Origin of the sequence: Kitasatospora sp. NPDC091207 (genome assembly GCF_044768625.1) — a bacterium.
Taxonomy (GTDB): domain Bacteria; phylum Actinomycetota; class Actinomycetes; order Streptomycetales; family Streptomycetaceae; genus Kitasatospora.
In genome coordinates, this window is the sequence record NZ_JBIVVS010000026.1 from 78,071 (window position 1) to 96,068 (window position 17,998).

Consider the following 17,998-nt stretch of genomic DNA (forward strand, 5'->3'; position numbering starts at 1 on the left):
GGGTTGAGCCCCCCCCCGCCCCCCGGGGGGGGCCCTTTCCCCGCCCCGCCCCCCCGCCCGCGCGGGCGCGGGGCCCCCCCCCCCCCCGGGCCCCCCCCCCCGCCCCCGCCCCGGGGCCCGGGAGAGGATGGGCGGATGGGAACCGGGGGCGAGGTGCTGCGCAGGGCCGGGCTGGAGCGGGTGGGAGGCCGGGCGGACGTGGGTGTCCCGCCGGGCCGGGCGGTGTGGCGGATGGTCGGAGCGGGCGGGCCCGGGCCGGTGACGGTGGTGCGGTCCGACGTCGGCGAGGTCAACGCCCGGTGGCACCGGCTGGCGGTACGGCACGGAATCCTCGACGAGTCCGGTGTCTTCCTGGTCGAGGCCTCCGGGGAGTGGACGCCGGTCCGGCTCGCCGGGGCCTGGGACCTCGCCGGCGTGCTGGGCGCACGATTCCTGACGCTCTCGGCGGACGGCCGGACGCTGCTGGCGGTCGGCACGGACGGGGGCGGCGTCCGGCTCACCGTCGTGGACCGGTTCGACGAGCGGTGGGAGGCAGCGGTCCGGACGGCCGGCCGTGAGACGCCGCAGGAGCGTGCCGCTGTCTGGGCGTCCGTCGAGAACGGGGCGCTCTTCGCCGAGGGGGCCGAATGGCCGGCCGAGTCCTGGGTGGTCGGGCTGGCGCTCAATCCGGCCACGCCGACCGATGTCCTGGTCGGCCTGATGTCCCGGCCGGCCGCGATGCCCTGGCCGGGGCTGCCCCAGGCAGCGGTCGACGCGGCCGTGAGCCACCCGGACTGGACGGTGCGGTGCGGCGTCGCGGAGCACCGGTCCGGCCTTACCGCCGACCAGTGGGCGCGCCTGATCCTCGACGAGCCGAACGACCGGCGCCGGTGGCTGATGAGCTGGATCGCGGCGGACCGGCAGGCCGCACTCCCCGGCAGCGCGGTCCGGCGGCTGGCCGCCGACCCGTCGGCCAGGGTCCGGGCCGAGGCGGCCCGCTTTCCCGGGCTCGACGGCCCGACGGCGGCGGTGCTGGCCGCCGACCCCGACGGGTCCGTCCGCGCGGTGGCCTGTCGGCACGGCCGGCCGCACCTCGACGGCGCGGCCCGGCGTGCGCTGCTCGCCGACCCCGTCCGCAAGGTCAGGGCGGAGGCCCTGCTGAACCGGTACCGCGAGCACCCGATGCCCCGGTCGGTGCTCAGCCCCGAGGCACCCGGGACGCCCGAGAGCCCCGAGGCACCCGGGACGCCCGAGGGCATCGCGGGCATCGAGGGCTTCGAGGAGCGCGCCGTGGAGTCCTGCCGGCTGGCGCGCGACCTCGCCGAGGAACTGGTCCGCGACGGCGATCCGGCCCGGCGCCGTGCCCTCGCCCGGAACCCGTACCTCGACCGCGACCTGGTCGCCGGGCTTGCCGAGGATCCCGACGAGGGCGTCCGCTTCGAGGTGTCCGTCCGGCCCGACCTCACCGAGGAGCAGCGCGCGCGGGTGCGCGTCGAGTTCGATGCGAGCCTTCACGGCCGGACCCTCGGGTGGGTCACGGCGCTCCACGGCGACCCGGGCGCGATGCGGCGCCTGGCGGCCTCCGCCCACCCGCTGGTGCGGCGGAGCGTGGCCCGCGCCCGGCACCTGCCGCCGGACGTCGTCGCGCGCCTGGCCCGGGACGAGGACCGCGTCGTGCAGCTGTTCCTCGCCGAGTCCTGTGACGACGCGCCGGCCGAGCTGCTGCTGGACGTGTGGCTGTGGTGGACCGGCAGCCTCAGTACGCCCGACCGGCCGCACGGTCACCCGAACTTCCCCCGGGCGGGCCTCCTGCGGTACGCCGACGACCCGAACCCGCGGCTGCGCCGGCTCGCCCTCGACGATCCGGCGTCGACGGCGGACCTGGTCGAACGGCTCGGCCGGGACGCCGCCGAGGAGGTGCGGTACCGGGCCGCGTCCGACCCGCGGCTCCCGGCGGCGTCGGCGGTCCGGCTGCTCGACGACCCGCGTCCGGGGGTCCGGCACGCCGCCGCCCGGAACCCCCGGCTGCCCGCCGCCGTCCTGCTCGGCCTGCTGCGTGACCCCGACACCGCGGCGGCGGCGGCCGGGAACCCGGGCCTGCCGGTCCAGGTGCTGCGCGCACTGGGCCGACAGGCCGGGAAGCCGCTCCGGCCGGAGGGCTGAACGCCGCCCGTTACAGCGTGCCCGCCCAGGAGTTGGTGCCGAGGAGGGTCTTGATGTCCGAGGCGAGGCCGTTGTCGGGGTTCACCAGGAAGCCGAGCTCGTAGAGGGTGTCCTTGTCCCAGTTGGTGGTCAGCAGCCGGACCGGGACGTCGCCGGGGTGGGCCTGCAGGGCGAGCTTCAGTTCGCCCACCACGGTCGGGGTGATCTTGCCGAGCGGTGCGGTGATCTGTACCGGCGGCTTGGTGCCCAGTTCGGCGGAGGAGACGTCGAGGGTGGTGATCTCCTGGCCGAAGATGCTCAGCGAGCCGTCGCGCTCGTTGAGCCGGCCGCGGGCCGAGATGACGTTGTCCTCGATCATCTGATCGGCCATCAGATTGTAGGTGGCGGGGAAGAACAGCACCTCGACCGAGCCGTCGCGGTCGGCGAGGGTGATGATCGCCCAGGCGTTGCCGGCCTTGTTGATCCGGCGGTCGACGGCGGTGATCAGGCCGGCGAGGCGGACCTCGCCCTCGGTGCGGCCGGAGCCGAGGAGTTCGGCGATGGAGGTGTCGCGGTTGCGGGAGAGGATGTGCTCGGCGCCGTCCAGCGGGTGGCTGGAGACGTACAGGCCGAGCATCTCCCGCTCCAGACTGAGCAGTTGCCGGCGCGGCCACTCGCGGTCGGTCAGTTCGAAGTCCAGCCCGATGGCCGGCGCGGCTCCGTCGCCGGTGTCCAGGGCGCCGAACAGGTCGTCCTGGCCGATCGCCTGCTGCTTCTTCAGGCCGGTGACGGCGTCGATCGCGGTCTCGTGCACCGTGCTCAGCGACAGGCGGGTGTGCCCGAGGGAGTCGAAGGCGCCCGCCTTGATCAGGGAGTCGACGGTGCGCTTGTTGCACACCACCAGCTCGACCTTGTCCAGGAAGTCCGGGAACGAGGCGTACTTGCCCTTCTCCTTGCGGGTCTTGACCAGGGACTCGATGACCGGCACGCCGACGTTGCGGACGGCCTTCAGGCCGAACCGGACGTCGCTGCCGACGGCGGTGAAGTCGACCACGGACTCGTTGACGTCGGGGGACAGGATCTTGATGCCCATCTGGCGGCACTCGGCGAGGTAGACCGCCATCTTGTCCTTGTCGTCCGCCACCGAGGTGAGCAGCGCCGCCATGTACTCGGCCGGGTAGTTGGCCTTGAGGTAGGCGGTCTGGTACGAGACCAGGCCGTAGGCGGCGGAGTGCGATTTGTTGAAGGCGTAGCCGGCGAACGGGACCAGGACGTCCCAGACCGCCTGGATGGCCTCGTCGGAGTAGCCGCGCTCCTTGCAGCCCGCGTGGAAGGGGACGAACTCCTTCTCCAGCACCTCCTTCTTCTTCTTGCCCATCGCGCGGCGCAGCAGGTCGGCCTGTCCGAGGCTGTAACCGGCCAGCACCTGGGCGGCTCGCTGGACCTGCTCCTGGTAGACGATCAGGCCGTAGGTGGGGCCGAGGACCTCCTTGAGGGGTTCCTCCAGCTCGGGGTGGATCGGGATGATCTCCTGCTGGGCGTTCTTGCGCAGGGCGTAGTTGGTGTGCGAGTTCATGCCCATCGGGCCCGGCCGGTACAGCGCCGAGACGGCGGAGATGTCGGCGAACTCGGTGGGCTTCATCAGCTTGAGCAGGGCGCGCATGGGGCCGCCGTCGAGCTGGAACACGCCCAGGGTGTCGCCTCGGGCGAGCAGTTGGTAGGTGGTGGGGTCGTCGAGCGCGATCTTCTCGATGTCGACGTCCACCCCCCGGTTGGCCTTCACGATCTTGATGCAGTGGTCGATGATGCCCAGGTTCCGCAGACCCAGGAAGTCCATCTTGATCAGGCCCATGGCTTCGCACGACGGGTAGTCGAAGCCGGTGATGATCACGCCGTCCTTGTCCCGCATGTGCAGCGGGATCAGGTCGAGCAGCGGGGTCGAGGAGAGGATGACGGCGGCGGCGTGCACACCGGTGCCGCGGATCAGGCCCTCGATGCCGAGGCCGGTGTCGATGATCTTCTTGACGTCGGGCTCGTTCTGGTACAGCGAGCGGATCTCGGTGCCCTCGTTGTACCGCGGGTGCTTCTCGTTGAAGAGGTCCGCCAGCGGGACGCCCTTGCCCATGACGTCCGGCGGCATCGCCTTGGTGATCCGGTCGCCCATCGCGAACGGGTAACCGAGGATCCGGTTGGCGTCCTTGACGGCGGCCTTGGCCTTGATCGTGCCGAAGGTGTTGACCTGCGCGGTGTACGCGGAGCCGTACTTGTCGGTGACGTAGCGCACCATCTGGTCGCGCTGGCGGTCGTCGAAGTCGATGTCGACGTCCGGGGGGTTGATGCGCTCGGGGTTCAGGAACCGCTCGAACAGCAGGTCGTGCTCCAGCGGGTCCAGCTCGGTGATCCGGGTGAGGTAGGAGACCATCGACCCGGCCGCCGAGCCTCGGCCCGGGCCGACCGGGATGCCGTTGTCCCGGGCGTACTGGCAGATGTCGGCGACCACGAGGAAGTAGGCGTCGAACCCCATCGGGGTGATCACGCCCATCTCCAGCTCGATCCGGTCCAGGACCTCCTGGCTCGGGTTGTCGCCGTAGCGCAGCTGCAGCCCGGCGGAGATCTTCTTGCGCAGGAACGACGCCTGGCTCTCGCCTTCGGGGACGTCGAACTGCGGCATCCGGTCGACGTAGGTGAAGACCTCGCCGTACGACTCGACCCGCTCGGCGATCGCCAGCGTGTTGTCGCAGGCCTCCGGGAGTTCGCGGAAGAGCTCGCGCATCTCCTCGGCGGTCTTGATGTAGTAGCCGGAGCCGTTGAACTTGAACCGGTTCGGGTCGTCCTTGTTCTTGCCCACGCCGACGCAGAGCAGGCTGTCGTGGGCGTCCGCCTGGTCGGCGGTGACGTAGTGCGAGTCGTTCGTCGCCAGCAGCGGGATGTTCAGGTCCTTGGCCAGGCGCAGCAGGTCCTGGCGGACGTCCTGCTCGATGGACAGGCCGTGGTCCATCAGCTCCAGGAAGTAGTTCTCCTTGCCGAAGATGTCCTGGTAGGCGCCGGCCGCCTTGACGGCCTCGTCGTACTGCCCGAGCCGCAGCCGGGTCTGCACCTCGCCCGAGGGGCAGCCGGTGGTGGCGATGATGCCGGTCGCGTTGGCCGCGATCAGCTCGCGGTCCATGCGGGGCTTCATGTAGTAGCCCTCCATCGACGCGAGCGAGGAGAGCTTGAAGAGGTTCCGCAGACCGGTCGCGTTCTGCGCCCACATGGTCATGTGGGTGTAGCGGCCGCCGCCGGAGACGTCCTTGCCGCCCTCGCCGTCCGCGCTCGCCGGGCGCTGGCCGCCGGGCGACCAGAACACCTGCTTCTTGTGGAAGCGCGAGGACGGGGCGACGTAGGCCTCGATGCCGATGATCGGCTTCACCCCGGTCTTGACGGCGGCGTGGAAGAACTCGTACGCGCCGAACATGTTGCCGTGGTCGCTCATCGCGATGGCCGGCATGCCCAGCCGCTCGGCCTCCGCGAAGAGCTTCCCGTTCTTCGCCGCTCCGTCCAGCATCGAGTACTCGGTGTGGACGTGCAGGTGTGCGAACGTGTCGGACACGGCGATGAGCTCCTTGTCGGTGCGGTGCGGTGCGGGGTGCTTCGCCGGGGTGCGGCGGGGGAGGCGGGTGGGGCGCGCGCTCCGGGGCGGTAAGCCGTCCAGGCTAGCGGGTCGGCGGGCGGGACCGGTGCCGACGGCGTGTCGTGGCCCCGGTCCTTGACAGCGGGCCGCTTCCCGGCCTCCGGCGGCGCCCGGCCCCGGGTCGACCGACCGTTCGGGCCGGCCGGTCACCCGGCGCGACTCCTTCCAGCTGCCAGGCCGACCGACCGGACCGGTTGGACCGCACCGGTCAGGCCGAGGCCGGGTCCGGATCCGGGTAGCGCACGGCGGTCAGTCGCTCCGACACCTCCCACAGACGGCGGCCGGTCTCGGGATCGGCCGCCGCCGGGGACAGCGGGACCGGGGCCGGTCCGCCGCGCAGCTCGGCCGGGCCGTCCGGTCCGATGAACGCCCCCGCCTCCACCGGGCCGGTCGCCGCGTACAGCTGCGGCAGCGCGCCGCGGGCCGGCGGCTGGGCGAGCAACGGGTTGCCGATCCGGCCGAGCAGCAGCCGCCACAGGCCGGTCGGCGCACCGCTCTGCAGGTTGGTGGCGGTGTAGCCGGGGTGGGCGAGCAGACTGCGCACCGGGCTGCCCGCCGCGGTCAGCCGCCGGTGGAGCTCCCGGCCGAAGACGGCGTTCGCGAACTTGGACTGGTTGTAGAAGGCCATCGGCGCGTAGCCGCGCTCGCCGTCGAGGTCGTCGAAGCGAAGGCGCCCCCGCCGGTGGTTGAGCGAGCTCACCGTGACGACGCGGGGGTCGCGTCCGGCGCTCAGCAGGTCGAGCAGCAGGCCGGTGAGGGCGAAGTGGCCGAGGTGGTTGCAGGCGAACTGGAGCTCGTGGCCCTGTGGGCTCAGCGACCGGGGCGGTGCCATCACGCCGGCGTTGTTGACCAGGACGTCGAGCCTGGGGTGGTCGGCGTGGACCTGGTCGGCGAACGCCCGGACGGAGTCGAGGTCGGCCAGGTCGAGGTGGCCCACCGCGAGCCGGGCCCGGGGGTGCTCGGAGGTGATCCCGGCGGCGGCCCGCCGGCCCTTCGCCACGTCCCGGACCGCCAGGATCACCTGGGCGCCCCGGGCGGCGAGGGCCCGGGTGGTCTCCAGGCCGAGGCCGCTGTTCGCGCCGGTGACGAGGAACACCCGGCCCGTCTGGTCCGGGATCTGCCCGGCCGTCCACTGCTGATGCGCTGTCATGCGGCACATGCTGCCGTTGGTGTCACTCGGTGTCAACATGCTCCCGAGTGCCATGGGAGGCAGGCGGTTACCATGGCCCGATGAGTTCCCGCCCGGACGTCACCATGGCCCAGCGCAAGCGCCGGCTCGTCTCGAACGAGTTGACCGAGGCCGCGCTCCAGTTGTTGGCGTCGCAGGGCTTCGACGCGGTCACCATCGACGAGATCGCGACGACCGCGGGGGTCTCCAAGCGGACCTTCTTCCGGTACTTCGCGTCCAAGGAGGACGTGGTCGTCCAGTTCCTCGCGGAGCTGGGGGCGGGTATCCACGAGGAGCTGGCGGCCCGGCCCGTCGCGGAGCCGCCCTCCGTGGCGCTGCTGCACGCGGTGTCCGTCCCCGTCGCGGCCTGCGGTGACCACGCCGACCGGGCGCTGCGGGTGGTCCAGCTGATCCTGCGCACCCCGGCCCTGCTCGCCCGCTTCCTGGAGCGCCGGGCGCAGTGGTGTGAGGAGCTGGCCGCGGAGCTGGCGCGCCGCCTGGACCTCGACCCCGCGACCGATCTGTACCCGCGGTTGGCGGCCGGGACGGCACTGGCCGCCTTCGACGCCGTGCTGCAGCGGTGGAGCGACAGCGACGGTGCCGAGGACCCGGTCGAGCTGACCGGACGGGCCTTCGCCGTCATCGCTCCGGCGCTCGACGCGGTCGGCGCCCCGCCGGACCGCCCGGCTCCGTCCGCCTGACTCGTCCCGGGCCGCCGGCCCGCGCCCCGCGACGCCGACCCCGCCTTCGCGGCCGCCGCAGGGTCCCTGCCCGGCCGCCGCCCGGCGCGGTGGCGCCGTGAGGGCGGGCCGGGAGCCTGCCCCGTTCGGCCCGGCGACAGCAGTGGATCATGGACGGCTAGGCTGCTGCCCCGTCACGTCCTCGTGGAGGGCGCTTGGGAACGAGGACGGGAGCCAGCTCATGATGGGACCGGCGCACGCGCTGTCGGGCGCGGCGGCGTGGTTGGGTGCGGGGGCGATCGCCGCGGGGCTGGGTGAGCCGATGCCCTGGCCGGTACTGCTGGCGGGGACGCTGATCTGTGCGGGGGCCGCGCTGGCGCCGGACCTCGACCACAAGGCGGCGACCATATCCCGGGCGTTCGGACCGGTGTCGCGCACGCTCTGCGAGGTGATCGACAAGCTCTCGTACGCGGCCTACCGGTCGACCCGGAAGAAGGGCGACCCGCGCCGCTCGGGCGGGCACCGGACGCTGACCCACACCTGGCTCTGGGCTGTGCTGTGCGGCGCCGGCGCGGCCGCGGTGGCGGTCTACGGCGGCCGGTGGGGCGTGCTGGCGGTGCTCTTCGTGCACATGGTGCTGGCGATCGAGGGCCTGCTGTGGCGTCATGCCCGGGTCTCCAGCGACGTGCTGGTCTGGCTGCTCGGCGCGACCAGCGCCTGGGTGCTGGCCGACGTCCTGGACAAGCCGGGGAACGGCTCGCAGTGGCTGTTCGACCAGCCGGGGCAGCAGTACCTGTGGATCGGCATCCCGATCGCGCTCGGCTCGCTGGTGCACTGCCTGGGGGACGCGCTGACCGTCTCGGGCTGCCCGGTGTTCTGGCCGATCCCGATCGGGCGCAAGCGCTGGTACCCGGTCGGGCCGCCGAAGGGCATGCGGTTCCGGGCCGGCAGCTGGGTCGAGATCAAGGTGCTCACGCCGGTCTTCATGGGCCTGGGCGGGGTCTGCGCGCTGGGGGCGCTCGGCTTCTTCGGCAGCTGACCGGCCGGGCGCCCGCGCCGGTGCCCCTGCCGGTGCCGGTGCCGGTGCCCGTGCCCGTGCCCGTGCTCGGCGGGCGCCCGGCCGGGCCCGGCGCCGTGCTAGCCGGTCCGGGCCCGGCCGGCCGCCGGCCAGCGGTGGTGGTGCTGGTCGATGACGAAGTGGTGCCCGTGCTGCCAGCCGCCGGCGGCCGGGTGGGCGTTGCTCAGGTGGGGGTGGTCCGGCGGCAGGTCGGCGTGGACGTGGTCGAGTTCGGCGGCGTCGCGGGCGGGCCACAGGACGGTCGCGGCCGTCGCCGCGGCGAGCGCGACGGCGCCGAGGGCCGCGGCGGTGGCCGGCAGTCCGGCCGCGGCGGCCAGCCAGCCGGCCAGCGGGTAGGTCAGCAGCCAGCAGGCGTGGGAGAGCGAGAACTGCGCGGCGAACGCGGCCGGCAGGTCGGGGTCGGCCGCGGAGCGGCGCAGCACCCGGCCGCCCGGGGTGAGGACGGCCGAGCAGGCGGCGCCGATCATGGCCCAGGCGGCCAGGACCGCTCCCCAGGACCAGGCGCCGGGGGCGGTGGCGGTGACGGCGGCGACGGCCGCCAGGACCACGGGCAGCGCGAAGGCGGCCGGGAGCATCACGGCGCGGTCGCCGATCCGCCCGAGCAGCCGCGGCAGCAGGAGGGCGGCCAGGACCGAGCCCGCGCCGTACGCGCCGAGCGCGAGCGAGAGGGCACCTGCGGGCCGGTGGAAGTGGTCACGGACCAGGACGACGGTGTTCACGAAGACGATGGCGCCGGCGGCGGCGACGCCCAGGTCCAGGGCGAGCAGGGCCCGCAGCCGGGGGGTGGCCCGGAACAGCCGGGTGCCGAAGGCGGCCTTGGTGTAGACGCCGCCGGCGCGCTCGACGGGCGCCGGCTTGGGCAGCACGGCGGAGACCACGAGGGCGGCGGAGGCGAGGAAGCCGGCGGCGGTGCCGGCGAACAGCCACTCGGCGGAGACCAGGGCCAGCAGCCCGGCGGCCAGGGCGGGGCTGAAGAGGCTCTCCAGGTCGTAGGCCAGCCGGGACAGCGACAGGGCCCGGGTGTAGTCGCGCTCGGCGGGCAGTACCTCGGGGATCGTGGCCTGGAAGGTCGGCGTGAACGCGGCGGAGGCGGCCTGGAGAAGCAGGATCAGGGCGTAGACCTGCCAGACCCGGGTGACGAACGGCAGGGTGAGCGCGACGGCGGCCCGGGTGAGGTCCATGGCCACCATCAGCGCCCGGCGCGGTATCCGGTCGGCCAGGGCGCCGGCGAGCGGGGCGATCGTGACGTACGCGACCATCTTGATCGCCAGGGCGGTGCCGAGGACGGCCGAGGCGTGCGCGCCGGCGAGGTCGTAGGCCAGCAGGCTCAGTGCCACGGTGGCCAGCCCGGTGCCGACCAGGGCGACGATCTGGGCGGTGAACAGGTGGCGGTAGGTGCGGTTGCGCAGGATGGCCGGCATGCGGTCCCGTCCCCGGTCGGCGTCGTGCGGGTACGCCCTCATCGTAGCCAACATGTGCGTACTTGTGCACATGTTTGACGGGCCGCGCGGGGCCTGCGCGGGGTGGCTCCGGGCGGCGCCGCCCGGGGTGGGGCCCTTACGGCACTCTGATTTGCCAACCCTTTACACTCCTGTAGAGCAGGCCACCGGTCCCCCCCGGACCGTGCCGCCGCCGAACCGACCACCCTCGTCGCAGTGAAGGAGTCGCGGACCCCGCGATGGACGAACCTCCCAGTTCTCACCGTGCTGTTCCCGTCACGACAAGCTCATCCACCGGGGCGGGGGTGGCACGGTGACCGACGTCCTGCTGCTCCTCCTCGCGCTGGTGCTCACCGCCGCGTGCGCGGTCTTCGTCGCGGCGGAGTTCTCCCTGACCACCGTCGAGCGGGGCGCCCTCGAACGCGCCGCCGAGGCCGGCGAGCGCGGCGCCGCGACCGCGCTGAAGGCCGCCCGGCGCCTCACCTTCCAGCTGTCCGGCGCCCAGCTGGGCATCACCATCACCAGTCTGGTGATCGGCATGGTCGCCCAGCCGGCGGTGGCCGCGCTGCTGCGCGGACCGCTGGAGGCCCTGGGCCTGCCGAGCGGCGCGGTGAACACCGTCGGGATCCTGCTCGGGGTCCTGCTGTCCACCGTCGTCCTGATGGTCGCGGGCGAGCTGGTGCCCAAGAACTGGGCGATCTCGCGCCCGCTCGCCGTCGCGAAGGTGGTGGCCGCCCCGCAGTACTACTTCTCGGCCGCGTTCTCGCCGCTGATCGGGCACCTCAACAACACCGCGAACCACGTGGTGCGCCGGCTCGGCCTGGAGCCCGCCGAACACCTCGCCTCCGCCCGGACACCGCAGGAGCTGGTCGCGCTCGCCCGGCACTCCGCCCGCGCGGGCGCGATAGAGCCCGACACCGCCGAACTCTTCGTCCGCTCGCTCAACCTGCGCGAACTGACGGCGGAGAACGTGATGACCCCCCGCGTCGACGTCCGGGCCCTGGAGGAGCACGCCACCGCGGCCGACGTCGCCAACCTCACCCGTGCCACCGGTCTGTCCCGCTTCCCGGTCTACCGCAACAACCTGGACCAGGTCGTCGGCGCGGTCCACATCAAGGACGCGCTCACCGTCCCCGCCGACCGGCGCCACCTGCACCCGGTGGCGAACCTGATGACCGAACCGCTGCTGGTGCCCGAGACGCTCACCGTCGACCGCCTGCTGGACCTGCTCCGCGGTGAGGAGACCATGGCGGTGGTCATCGACGAGTACGGCGGGACCGCCGGCATCGCCACCCTGGAGGACATCGTCGAGGAGGTCGTCGGCGAGGTCGTCGACGAACACGACCCGGCCGAGCTGCCCGACCTCATCGACCTCGGCGAGGGCCGCGACGGCCGCCACCGCTGGGACGCCGACGGCATCACCCGCACCGACCAGCTCGACGCCGTCGGCCTGCCCCACACCGAGGGCCCGTACGAGACCCTCGCCGGGCTGATCGCCGATAGCCTCGGCCGCATCCCCGTCCCCGGCGACACCGTCGAGGCCGACGGCTGGACCCTCCACGTCACGGCCGTCGCGCACCACGTCGCCGAGCGCGTCCGCATCACCGGCCCGGCACCCGACGCCGACGCCGGGGACCACGGCACCGACGGCGCCGGACGCCGCCCGGGGGAGAACCGATGACCGCGATCCAGCTCGTCATCGGGCTGCTCACCCTGGTGACCAACGCCTTCTTCGTCGGCGGCGAGTTCGCCCTCATCTCGGTGCGGCGCAGCCAGATCGAACCGCGCGCCGAGGCCGGCGACCGGCGCGCCCGCACGGTGATCTGGGGCCTGGAGCACGTCTCCGCGATGCTGGCCACCGCGCAGCTCGGCATCACCGTCTCCTCGCTGGTGCTGGGCGCGGTCGCGGAACCGGCGATCGCCCACCTGCTGGAGCCGCCGCTGCACAGCGCCGGCGTCCCGGACGCCCTGATCCACCCGATCGCGTTCGTCGTCGCGCTGACCGTGGCCACCTACCTCCACATGCTGCTGGGCGAGATGATCCCCAAGAACATCGCCCTGGCCGCGCCGGAGAAGGCCGCCTACCTGCTGGTGCCGCCGCTGGTCGCGGTGACGCGCGCGGTGCGGCCGATCGCGTTCTCCATCAACGCCTTCGCCAACCGCATCCTGCGCCTGCTGAAGGTCGAGCCCAAGGACGAGGTGGCCTCGGTGTTCACCGAGGAGGAGCTGGCCCGCATGGTCAAGGACTCCTCGGACGCCGAGCTGCTCAGCGACCGGGACACCGAACTGCTGCGGGACGCCCTGGAACTGGGCTCCCGCCCGGTCTCGGAGGTGGTCACCGCCCGCGAGGAGATCGTCTTCGCCGGCCCCGCCACCACGCCGGTGGAGCTGGAGCAGCTCGCCGCCCGGACGGGGTTCTCCCGGTTCCCCGTCCTGGACGCGGACCGGACGGTGCTCGGCTACCTGCACATCAAGGACGCCCTCGAACAGGACGGCGCCCGTGACCGGCCCTTCCCGGCCCGCGCGCTGCGCCCGATCGCCCGCGTCCCCGAGTCCACCCCGTTGGACGACGTGCTGACCGCCATGCGCCGCTCCGGCACCCACCTGGCCGCCGCGATCGCCGCCGACGGCACCGCGTCCGGCCTGGTCACCATGGAGGACGTGCTCAAGGAGCTGGTCCGCCCGGCGCCCGCGCGGCCGTAGCGCGCGGCGGGCGGGCGGACCGCCTGCCCGGCGCCGACCTCGCGGTGGAACGACGACAGCCCGCCCCGGACGATCCGGGGCGGGCTGTCGGGCTGTCGGGCGTCGAACTGGCCGGTGTCGGGCGGCCCGGCGGGGTTGCCGCGGCGCCGACCGACGGTGGGGCCGCGGGGACGGCCGGGGCCTACTGGACGGCCGCGGCGGCCCGGGCGGGTACCTGGGCGGTGGCGGGCCGGGGCTTCAGCACCCGCTCGGCGAGCTCGCCGAAGACGAGGCCGAAGGAGCTCCACAGCACCACCTGGATGGCGAGGGCCGCGAGGCGGAACTGCCACAGCAGGGTGGCGGGGAACTCCTCGGGGACTTCGTCGATGGTGGGCAGCAGGGCATAGGCCAGGCCGACGGCCAGCACGAAGCCGGCCCCCGCCGCGACCGAGGCGTACCAGTTCCCGAGCCGCGGTGCCAGACGCTTGCCGGCGATCACGGCGGCCACCGCGAGGAGCACGGCGAGCAGCAGCATCAGGAAGTACAGCAGGGTGCGCTTGCCGATGGTGTCCGGGTCGCCGACGGACGGCGGGTTGGCCGGGTACTTGACGAACGGCACGAGGTAGACGGTCACCAGCGCGCCGAGCGACAGGACGACCGCGGTCGCGCGGGCGCCGAACCGCCCGATGCGGCCGAGGGCGAAGCAGAAGGCGAGCGAGGCGATCCCGCCCATGGCGACGGCGAACAGGAGGATCCCGGTCGCCAGGCCCGCGGTGGACTGCAGGGACCGGCTGACGAGCTCCGGTTCCATGTCCATGCCGTGGTGGGCGGAGTGCGCCTCCTCGAAGGCGATGGCGGCGTCCACGTGGGACTCGCCGAGGAAGTAGGCGGTGAGGAGCGCGAGCAGGCCGGCCGCGAGGCCGGCCAGCATGCCGCGCACCAGCAGGGATCTGACGGTGCTGGAGTTCACGGGGGTGCTTCCTCGTCTCAGTGGCAGGGGAAGCCGAGCAGGTGGCGCCCGTCGTGGACCCACTCGTGGACGTTCTCGCCGGAGATGAGGGAGGTGGCGCCCTGTTCGGCGCCGACGAAGTAGAGCAGCACCAGCATCAGGATGCCGAAGAACGCCGCCCAGGGCAGGACGGCCCGCACGGGGATGGGGGCCGGAGCCGAGCCGGCGGCGGGGGAGAGCGGGGTGGCGATGGACGAAGCCATGGCTGAACCTCCTTGGGGAAACTCGCGTCCCAATCGGTGGAGCACAGACGACGGCTCGGGGTCTGACTCACCGCCGGCCCCGCACACCCCTGGTCGGGGGGAGCGGTGCCGGGCGGCATACAGTGGCGCGACCGTACCGGAGTCTCACCGGCTTCCTCGCACCGTCGTCACAACGCCCGCGACCGTACCGCCTGGTGGGCGTCCGGCCAAGGGCGTGCGGCGAGGTCCGGGGCGCGGATCCGTCCGCCGGGGCGAGGGTGGCGGCGCACGGCCGCGCCCTCGCGGTGCGGATAGTGGACGAAGGGGTTCCAGCATGACCGTACGGGTGACGTTGATCTCACCGGCGTCGACCGCGGCGCTGCGGTCGGCACGGTTCGAGGACGCGTCGGACCTGGACGCCCGCGGACTCGCCGCCGCTCGGGCGGCCGCGGGGGCCCTGCCGGCCACCGGCCGCGTCCTCGTGTCGCCGTCGCCGCGCTGCCGGCAGACCGCACAGGCCCTCGGGCTCGGTGCTCCGGGCGAGGCACCGGCCGGCTGGGCGATGGGCGCGTGGCGCGGCCGGACGCTCGACGAGGTCGCCGCCGAGCAGCCCGACGCGGTGGCCGGGTGGCTCGCCGACCCGGCCGCGGCCCCGCCCGGCGGGGAGTCGCTGGCCGGGCTCCGCGACCGCGTCGCGGGGTGGCTGGACACGCTGGCGGACGGCGGCGGGCGCGTGCTGGCGGTGGTGGAGCCGGAGCTCGTCCGGGCCGCGGTCGTCCACGCGCTGGGCGGTCCGGCGACGGCCTTCTGGCGGCTCGACGTCCCGCCGCTGACGGCCACCGACCTCAGCGGGCGGGCCGGCCGGTGGAACGTCCGGCTGGGCGCCGGCCTCGGTCCGGACCGGGGTGCCGGGCCCGATCCGGTGTGACGTCGGGCCGTGACTTCGGGCCATTGATTCCGGGCCGGGACTCCGGGCCGCACGGCGCCGGGCCCGGTCACGGCCGGGCGAGGCCGGTTTCGGCCATCCCGGGGCGCACCGGCGCGGGACGCGGTCTTGTCGGGGAGGGGCGGGCGGCTGTTCCATGGCGGCATGGCCCGACGCGAGCTCGTTCTGATGACCGATCACAGCTCGACCGAGGGCAGCCGGGAGATCCTGTCCACCGCCGTCCGGGCGCTCACCGGCAGGGAGCCCGTCCTGCTCGACGCGCGGCACTTCATGACCGGCGGCACCGGCCGGATCACCGGTGCGGGTGGTCCCACCGGTCCCGGCGGGGATGACGCCCCGCGGCTGGAGGTGCCCGGCGAGGGCCCCGCGGTGACGGCCGAGGCGGTGATCGTCTACGAGATCCCGCCGCACCGGCGCCGCGACTTCGAGGCCTGCCAGCGGCTGCTCCACGCCCACGGCGCCCGCTCGCTCGGCACCGGCGTCGACGCCTGGCGGGCGGCCACCGAGAAGGACCGCACCGTCGAGCGGTTCGCCCGGGACGGCGTCCCGCACATGCCCACCCTCGCGTTCTCCCGGCCGAGCCGGGAGGCCGTCGCCGAGGCGTTCGAGCGTCTCGGCGGTGACGTCTGGGCCCGGCCGACCGTCGGCATGGGCGGCAATGACGTCTTCCACCTCACCACCGAGGCGCAACTCGCCGCCGCGGCCCGCTACTACGCCGAGGCCGGAGCCGACTGGCTGATCGCCCGCGACGCCCGGAACTTCACCGCGGACGGCCGGCGCCACCAGTACCGGGTGGTGGTGCTCGACGGCCGCGTGGTGCGCGCGGTGGAGCACGTCCAGCCGGATCCGGACGCGCCCTGCAACGAGAGCCGGGGCGCCGTCTCGACCGTCCTGCCCGAGAGTGAACTGCCGGCCGGACTCGCCGAGTTGGCCATCTCCGCGACCAAGTCCCTGGGCCTTCCGCTGGCCGGCGTCGACCTCGCGGCCGAGAGCGGCGGCGTGGTCTTCGAGGTGAACGTCCACCCGCAGTTCGGCACCGTCGGCGGCCTGGAGTCGGTCGCCGTCCCGTACGTGGCCGCCCACCTGGCGCCGCAGTAGCGGCACACGGCCGCGCCCGCCCGCGCCCGCCCGCGCCCGCCCGCGCCCGCCCGCGCCCGCCCGCGCCGGACGGCCGTCCGGCGGCGCGGTGCGCCCCCGCGGCCGGGCCCTGGTCGGAGGCAGGGGTGCGCGGGTACTACACTCGGCACAGTTGTGCAGGCACCTCGTTCGGTGAGGCGTCGCCACGGACACAGGCCACTGACCCCACGACGTCGAGAGACGCCCAGGTTCAGGACAGGTCTCCCCGGCCTAAGGGGTGACCCCAAGTGGCTGCACCCCCGGGTGCTACGCCGTGGCGTGCCAAAGCTCTGACGAGATCAGGGGTGCCCACCCGTTCCGGCGGGGCTCGTGTGCCCTCGGCCGTACGGTGTGATCCGCTCCCTGAAGGCCCGGTAACGGCGACCCGGGGCCGGGCGCCCCGACGGCGAGGAGGTGAGAGCTGTGGATTCCAGTAGTCCGGGCCGAAGTCGGCCCTGCCCAGGCACGTCCTCCGCTCCTCCGGCCGCCACCGCCCGCGGCCCCCGCTCCCCAGGCTCCCGGCACCCCTCCTCCCGTACCGCTCCCGCCCCGCGCAGCCGTACCGCCCGTCGCTGACGACGGGCCACCGCGCGGCCGGGCGCCGTGCGCGGTGGAGGCCGGCCGGGCGTCTCCCACCCGCCCAGCTCCCGGCGACCTCGGTCCCGGGGGAGCGGCGGACACCGAACCGTGGAGGTACCCCGCCATGTCCGACTGGCGTGTGCGCGCCGTGCGCGCGAGCAAGCGTCCGTTCTCCCGTTCCGACAACCCCGCCCACGGCGGCGGTCACCACCCGGCGCCCGAGCACTCGATGGACCCGAGGCCCGACCAGCCCGTCGAGCCCGTCACGCTGGAGCGCTCCGTCGTGGAGGCGGCCGTCTACCGGGACGGCCGCCGGGTCGAGCCGGCCGCCAGCCTGGCCGACATCTACCGCCAACTGCCCGGCAAGCCCGGCACGATGGCCTGGATCGGGCTGTTCCGGCCCGCCGAGGCCCAGCTGCTGGAGGCCGCCGAGCGGTTCAACCTGCACGAGCTGGCGGTCGAGGACGCCATCGTCGCCCACCAGCGGCCGAAGCTGGAGCGCTACGGCGACACGCTGTTCGTCGTGCTGCGCGCGGCCCGCTACCTGGACGACGTGGAGGAGGTCGACTTCGGCGAGATCCACCTCTTCGTCGGCCCCGACTTCGTGCTCACCGTGCGCCACTCACAGGCGCCCGACCTCTCCGCCGTGCGCAGCCGGCTGGAGGACGACCCGGAGCTGCTCGCGCTCGGCCCGGAGGCGGTGCTCTACGCGGTGCTGGACGCCGTGGTGGACGGCTACGCGCCGGTGATCGCGGGTCTGCAGCACGACATCGACGAGATCGAGACCGAGGTGTTCGGCGGCGACCCGCAGGTCTCCCGGCGCATCTACGAACTCTCCCGCGAGGTGATCGAGCTCCAGCGGGCCACCCGTCCGCTGCTGGAGATCATGAAGAGCCTGGAGGCGGGCTTCGGCAAGTACGGCACCGACGACGAGCTCCAGCGCTACCTGCGTGACGTCGCCGACCACGCCACCTACGCCGCCGAGCGGGTGGACGGCTTCCGGCAGATGCTGCAGAACATCCTCACCGTCAACGCGACGCTGGTGTCGCAGCGGCAGAACGAGGAGATGAAGCAGCTGGCCGAGGCCGGGCACGTGCAGAACGACGAGATCAAGAAGATCTCCTCCTGGGCCGCCATCCTCTTCGCGCCGACGTTGATCGGCACCGTCTACGGCATGAACTTCGTGGCCATGCCCGAGCTCAAGTGGGCCTTCGGGTATCCCTTCGCGATCGGCCTGATGGCGCTGGTCTGCACCGGGCTCTACCTGGTGTTCAAGCGGCGCAACTGGCTCTGAGGCACTCCCGGGGGCGTGCGCCCGGCGTCCCGCC

Annotated in this window: 13 protein-coding genes and 2 riboswitches; of the genes, 8 read left to right on the plus strand and 5 right to left on the minus strand. The window is 73.8% G+C overall.

The window, feature by feature from the left end:
- Positions 1 to 135 precede the first annotated feature (135 nt).
- The gene (locus ACIQTO_RS31490) at positions 136 to 2,142 is read left to right on the plus strand and encodes a PE-PGRS family protein (protein WP_402395213.1); all 2,007 of its coding nucleotides are present in this window, start codon (positions 136 to 138) and stop codon (positions 2,140 to 2,142) included.
- A gap of 10 nt (positions 2,143 to 2,152) precedes the next feature.
- Here ACIQTO_RS31490 and dnaE read toward each other — a convergent pair whose 3' ends face one another.
- On the minus strand, positions 2,153 to 5,710 hold the full coding sequence (gene dnaE, locus ACIQTO_RS31495) for a DNA polymerase III subunit alpha (RefSeq protein ID WP_402395216.1): 3,558 nt from the start codon (positions 5,708 to 5,710) through the stop codon (positions 2,153 to 2,155).
- Positions 5,711 to 5,999: 289 nt separating this feature from the next.
- Positions 6,000 to 6,941, minus strand: a complete 942-nt coding sequence (locus ACIQTO_RS31500; RefSeq protein WP_402395219.1) for an oxidoreductase — start codon at positions 6,939 to 6,941, stop codon at positions 6,000 to 6,002.
- 80 nt (positions 6,942 to 7,021) lie between these two features.
- On the opposite strand from ACIQTO_RS31500, the gene ACIQTO_RS31505 reads away from it, so the two are divergent.
- Both ACIQTO_RS31505 and ACIQTO_RS31510 read left to right on the plus strand, forming a co-directional pair.
- Positions 7,022 to 7,660 carry a TetR family transcriptional regulator gene (locus ACIQTO_RS31505; RefSeq protein ID WP_402395222.1) on the plus strand — a complete coding sequence of 213 codons (639 nt, stop codon included), beginning with the start codon at positions 7,022 to 7,024 and terminating at the stop codon, positions 7,658 to 7,660.
- 220 nt (positions 7,661 to 7,880) lie between these two features.
- A complete protein-coding gene (locus ACIQTO_RS31510; protein ID WP_402395225.1) occupies positions 7,881 to 8,678 on the plus strand; it encodes a metal-dependent hydrolase in 798 nt (265 codons plus the stop codon).
- Positions 8,679 to 8,776: 98 nt separating this feature from the next.
- On the opposite strand, the gene ACIQTO_RS31515 is transcribed toward ACIQTO_RS31510, so the two are convergent.
- On the minus strand, positions 8,777 to 10,138 hold the full coding sequence (locus tag ACIQTO_RS31515) for an MFS transporter (RefSeq protein ID WP_402395311.1): 1,362 nt from the start codon (positions 10,136 to 10,138) through the stop codon (positions 8,777 to 8,779).
- 331 nt (positions 10,139 to 10,469) lie between these two features.
- On the opposite strand from ACIQTO_RS31515, the gene ACIQTO_RS31520 reads away from it, so the two are divergent.
- Both ACIQTO_RS31520 and ACIQTO_RS31525 read left to right on the plus strand, forming a co-directional pair.
- A complete protein-coding gene (locus ACIQTO_RS31520) occupies positions 10,470 to 11,837 on the plus strand; it encodes a hemolysin family protein (protein WP_402395228.1) in 1,368 nt (455 codons plus the stop codon).
- The gene (locus ACIQTO_RS31525) at positions 11,834 to 12,859 is read left to right on the plus strand and encodes a hemolysin family protein (protein ID WP_402395230.1); all 1,026 of its coding nucleotides are present in this window, start codon (positions 11,834 to 11,836) and stop codon (positions 12,857 to 12,859) included. Before ACIQTO_RS31520 ends, ACIQTO_RS31525 begins: the two co-directional genes overlap by 4 nt.
- Positions 12,860 to 13,040: 181 nt before the next feature.
- Here ACIQTO_RS31525 and ACIQTO_RS31530 read toward each other — a convergent pair whose 3' ends face one another.
- Together ACIQTO_RS31530 and ACIQTO_RS31535 are read right to left on the minus strand one after the other, a co-directional pair.
- Positions 13,041 to 13,808 (minus strand): CbtA family protein, encoded by a 768-nt coding sequence (locus ACIQTO_RS31530; protein ID WP_402395233.1) that lies wholly within the window; start codon positions 13,806 to 13,808, stop codon positions 13,041 to 13,043.
- Between the two features lie 17 nt (positions 13,809 to 13,825).
- Positions 13,826 to 14,050, minus strand: a complete 225-nt coding sequence (locus tag ACIQTO_RS31535) for a CbtB-domain containing protein (protein WP_402395238.1) — start codon at positions 14,048 to 14,050, stop codon at positions 13,826 to 13,828.
- 60 nt (positions 14,051 to 14,110) lie between these two features.
- Positions 14,111 to 14,206: riboswitch (cobalamin riboswitch) on the minus strand.
- A 157-nt stretch (positions 14,207 to 14,363) separates the two neighbouring features.
- Between ACIQTO_RS31535 and ACIQTO_RS31540 the strand changes: the two genes are divergently transcribed.
- The 3 genes from ACIQTO_RS31540 (at position 14,364) to ACIQTO_RS31550 (ending at position 17,964) form a co-directional block, all read left to right on the plus strand.
- Positions 14,364 to 14,957, plus strand: coding sequence for a histidine phosphatase family protein (locus ACIQTO_RS31540; protein ID WP_402395241.1), 594 nt, complete (start codon positions 14,364 to 14,366; stop codon positions 14,955 to 14,957).
- Between the two features lie 162 nt (positions 14,958 to 15,119).
- The gene (locus ACIQTO_RS31545) at positions 15,120 to 16,073 is read left to right on the plus strand and encodes a RimK family alpha-L-glutamate ligase (RefSeq protein WP_402395243.1); all 954 of its coding nucleotides are present in this window, start codon (positions 15,120 to 15,122) and stop codon (positions 16,071 to 16,073) included.
- 156 nt (positions 16,074 to 16,229) lie between these two features.
- Positions 16,230 to 16,403: riboswitch (M-box (ykoK) riboswitch) on the plus strand.
- A 391-nt stretch (positions 16,404 to 16,794) separates the two neighbouring features.
- Positions 16,795 to 17,964, plus strand: a complete 1,170-nt coding sequence (locus ACIQTO_RS31550; RefSeq protein WP_402395246.1) for a magnesium and cobalt transport protein CorA — start codon at positions 16,795 to 16,797, stop codon at positions 17,962 to 17,964.
- Positions 17,965 to 17,998 lie beyond the last annotated feature (34 nt).